3 protein-coding genes are annotated in these 3,337 nt (G+C 64.5%); 1 reads left to right on the top strand and 2 read right to left on the bottom strand.

What is annotated here, in order from left to right:
* Positions 1-465 (bottom strand): glycosyltransferase (locus VCB98_RS13695; RefSeq protein ID WP_346053484.1); only part of this gene is annotated, 465 nt, incomplete at its 3' end.
* The gene (locus VCB98_RS13690; protein WP_346053482.1) at positions 462-1,700 is read right to left on the bottom strand and encodes a glycosyltransferase family 4 protein; all 1,239 of its coding nucleotides are present in this window, start codon (positions 1,698-1,700) and stop codon (positions 462-464) included. The genes VCB98_RS13695 and VCB98_RS13690, both read right to left, overlap by 4 nt.
* A 199-nt stretch (positions 1,701-1,899) precedes the next feature.
* Here VCB98_RS13690 and VCB98_RS13685 point away from each other — a divergent pair, with 199 nt between their 5' ends.
* Positions 1,900-3,006, top strand: a complete 1,107-nt coding sequence (locus VCB98_RS13685) for a hypothetical protein (protein ID WP_346053480.1) — start codon at positions 1,900-1,902, stop codon at positions 3,004-3,006.
* Positions 3,007-3,337: the final 331 nt, after the last annotated feature.

Raw genomic sequence — 3,337 nt, 5'->3', positions numbered from 1 at the left:
CAGGCGCTTTTCCAGCCAGGCCACGAAGCGGCCCACCCGGGTGAAGGCGGTACCATCGGTGGCGATCTCGTGGGCGTCGTAGATCAGCGGCCGACGACGACAGGCCAGCCAGGTCCAGGGCAGGGCCTGGATGTCATGGGCATGATAGACATCCCCCCGCAGGCGGCGAAGGGCCCACCAGAAACGGCCAATGGCCGGCAGCAGGCGCAGCACGCGCAAGGCCACCGCCCAGTAGCCGGGACGGGCATTCATCAGCGACCAGGGTTTGGGCCGGGGCACTGTGACGCAATCAAAGCCGGCCGGATGCCGCCAGCGACCGCGCTCGTCCTCGTGCCAGCTCGCCCCCACCACGGTGACGCGCGCACCGGCCCCGGCCAGGGTCGCCGCTGCCCGCACCACCCGGGCGTCATGGCGCAGGCTGCCCCACAGGCCCATCACCACGTGGTGCCCCGCCAGCCCGCTCATGTCATCTCCCGGTAAATCGACAACAACACATCCTCCTGGGCCTCCCAGCTCAGCGACTCGCGGGCACGGCGGGCATTGGCCCGCCAACGGGCCTGCCGGGCCGGGTCCGCCAGCATCTCTTGCAGGGCGGCCACCAGCGCCCCGGGCTTTTCGGGGTCAAAGACCAGCCCCAGCTCATGACCGCGAACCACCGCCCGGATCTCGGGAAAATCGCTGGCCACCACCGGCAGCCCGGCCATGACGTACTCGAACAGCTTGTTGGAATCGGTACTGAAGTGATTCAGGCAGGTATTGCGAATGGGCTGGACACCGATGTCGGCAGAGGCGGTGTAGTCCAGCAATTGATCCAGGGCCACGGTGGGCACGAAGCGCACCCGGTCCTCGACATCCAGCTCCGCCGCCCGGCCCTTGAGCTCGCCTTCCAGGCGCCCGCCGCCGATGAACACGAAATAGGCCGCCGGCACCTCGGCCGCGGCCGTCACCAGGTCCTCCAGCCCCCGACCCGGCTGCAGGCCGCCCTGGTAAACGAAGATCGGCCAGTCCGGGCCAAGATCCAGTTCCCGGCGCAGACGCTCAGTCTTGTCCAGGGCCACATACCGGGGCCGGTTCTGCAGAACCCGCGGGCGGGGCACGCCATAGGCCCGGGCAAAGAAACGCGCCCGGGTCTCGGTGGTGGTGATACAGGCATCGGCTTTCGGCATCAGGCGTTTCTCGATCAGCCCGATCCAGCGGCGGATATGGCGATACCCCTCCCGGTCGGTGCTGATCTCATGGGCGTCATACACCAACCGCGCCCGCGACAGCCGCGCCGCCAGCCAGCCCACCACCAGGGTATTGGCATCATGGGCGTGCACCACATGGGGCCGGGTCCCAAGGAGTGCGAACAGAAGCAATGTGTGGGTATAGAGGCGAAACAGCACCGACAGAAACTGCCTGAAACGGCCCAGGCGCTTGGCCGGCCCGCCCCCACCAGGGCCATTGGCCGCCGCCTCGCGCCGGGCGGCATTGAGGCGCGCCTCCTGGCGGCGCTTGGCGGGAATCAGCATCACCGGCGAGCGCAGCACCCGGCGTACCCGCACCCCGCCCGCCATCACCTCCCGGCGCTCGGTCACCCCGGGCGTATGCAGGGCACAGACGGTCACCTCGTAACCGGCCGCCGTCAGGGTCTGCGCCTCCTTGAGCACCCGCGCATCCGTCTCGAAGGTGTTCCACACCACCATGCCGACCCGCTTCAAGGCCTTCTCCCCATGCCCAAGATTCCAGAAAAGCGTGCTGCGGATTATACAGCCCCCCAACCACCCCATGATGCGGCCGGACACCCAACCGAGGAATCCGCCTACAAACCCATGCGAATCCTCTGACAGCTCCAGACTTGCCCACCCAGAACCCTCGTGGCATTAATTCTGAGTCCAACACGAGAAACGGGGAGGGGAAATGACCGTCCGAATGCAAACAGGCCGCGCCTGGCTGGCGGCTGTACTGCTTGCCGCATCACCCATGGTCGCAGCGGCTTCTTTTGAATCCGCCCAGACCCATTTCTGCGAGGCTTGCACATATGCCGAGCGCGCCGCCGCCCACGCCAGGCAACACTACATGCCGGCGCTGTACTGCCAATCAAAACAGGGCAGCGAAGCCGTGCCGGCAAGCGCCGATGAGGTCGAGGAGGCCGCCCGCTGCTGGTCAGAACCGCGATACAAGAAGGTAATCCTGGCCAACCCGGACAGCCGTCAATTGTTCGCGGTTACCTTGCGTTGGGCCCGCAAACCGGGGGACGGTGTCAGGCCTGTCTCGGAACAGCTGGAGATCCCGGCTGCCTGGCAGTCGGCTTACCGAGGGGTCCTGAAGGAATACAGCCAATACCGCGCTGCCCTGGCCGCTATCGAAGAGGCGCTGGCCAGCCTGGTAAAGGCCAACACCCCGGGTGCGGCCCATCTTGCCTCCGGCAGCCACGAGGACCTGATCCCTGACGGCTTCGAGTCGAAACTGGCTCCATCAATCAGAACTACCGACAGCGAAGCCTGCCCCGCAGGCACCGTCCTTGATGCCGTCCAAAGCCCCGTCGGCCGTCAACTGATGGAAGCCACGAAACGGGTCGGTGAACCGATTCTCACCGACAGGATTCGACGGGTCACCACCGTGAAGCGGACCCATTTCGGTGCCTCCGTGGCAGGAGCACATTCAGAGCTGAGCATGGAGAAACGAATCCAGGCAGGCCCGGACCACTCGATCCCCACCGGTGTTCGCATTCCCTTCTTCACAAGCGAGAACGGTACCGCCTCGATTGAGGATCCCGATTATCTTCAAATCGACTTCGGCTTCACCTGGTCGCTGGACCTGCAAGCCCTGCTCCAGGACCAGCGTTATAACCTGGCCGAAAGCCGTATTCTCGGACAGGACGGCTTGCTGGCCCGCAACAGCACGATCGAAGTCGACAATGAGTGCGCCCTGGATCGCCTGCGCAGGCTGGCGCAAAGCGCCACCTTCAGCCACATTCTCGACCCGGTCAGCGGCGTCCGCTTTGCAGCACCTGATTCAGACTAATAATTCAGGGAGTTAAGAGAAATAGCCAGGCAAGGATGTCCGCTTTTATGACCGCTTCCCGCCAACCGAACCGGCCTGTTCATTATTCTCGCCGGTTCAATTTTCTTGAACAAGGCGCATTATTGAACACGTCATCCCGGAATACGCGGGAGCGGCGTTCCGGACCGGGTGGCCAGAAGGCAGTCTGTCAGGACGGCGCGACCGTTCATACGGAAAATTTCCGTATCGAAAAAACTTTCCCTACAATTGGTAGGTGCCTGCAGGCCACCTGCAGGTGGTCTACCCAGTAGGCCGAATGAAGACGCCTCCCGAGGGGGCGCATAGAGGAGAT

Origin of the sequence: Natronospira elongata (assembly GCF_034931365.1) — a bacterium.
In the GTDB taxonomy this organism is placed as follows: Bacteria; Pseudomonadota; Gammaproteobacteria; order Natronospirales; family Natronospiraceae; genus Natronospira; species Natronospira elongata.
Note: the sequence above shows the minus strand (reverse complement) of the source record. Positions and strands in the feature narration are given on the sequence as shown.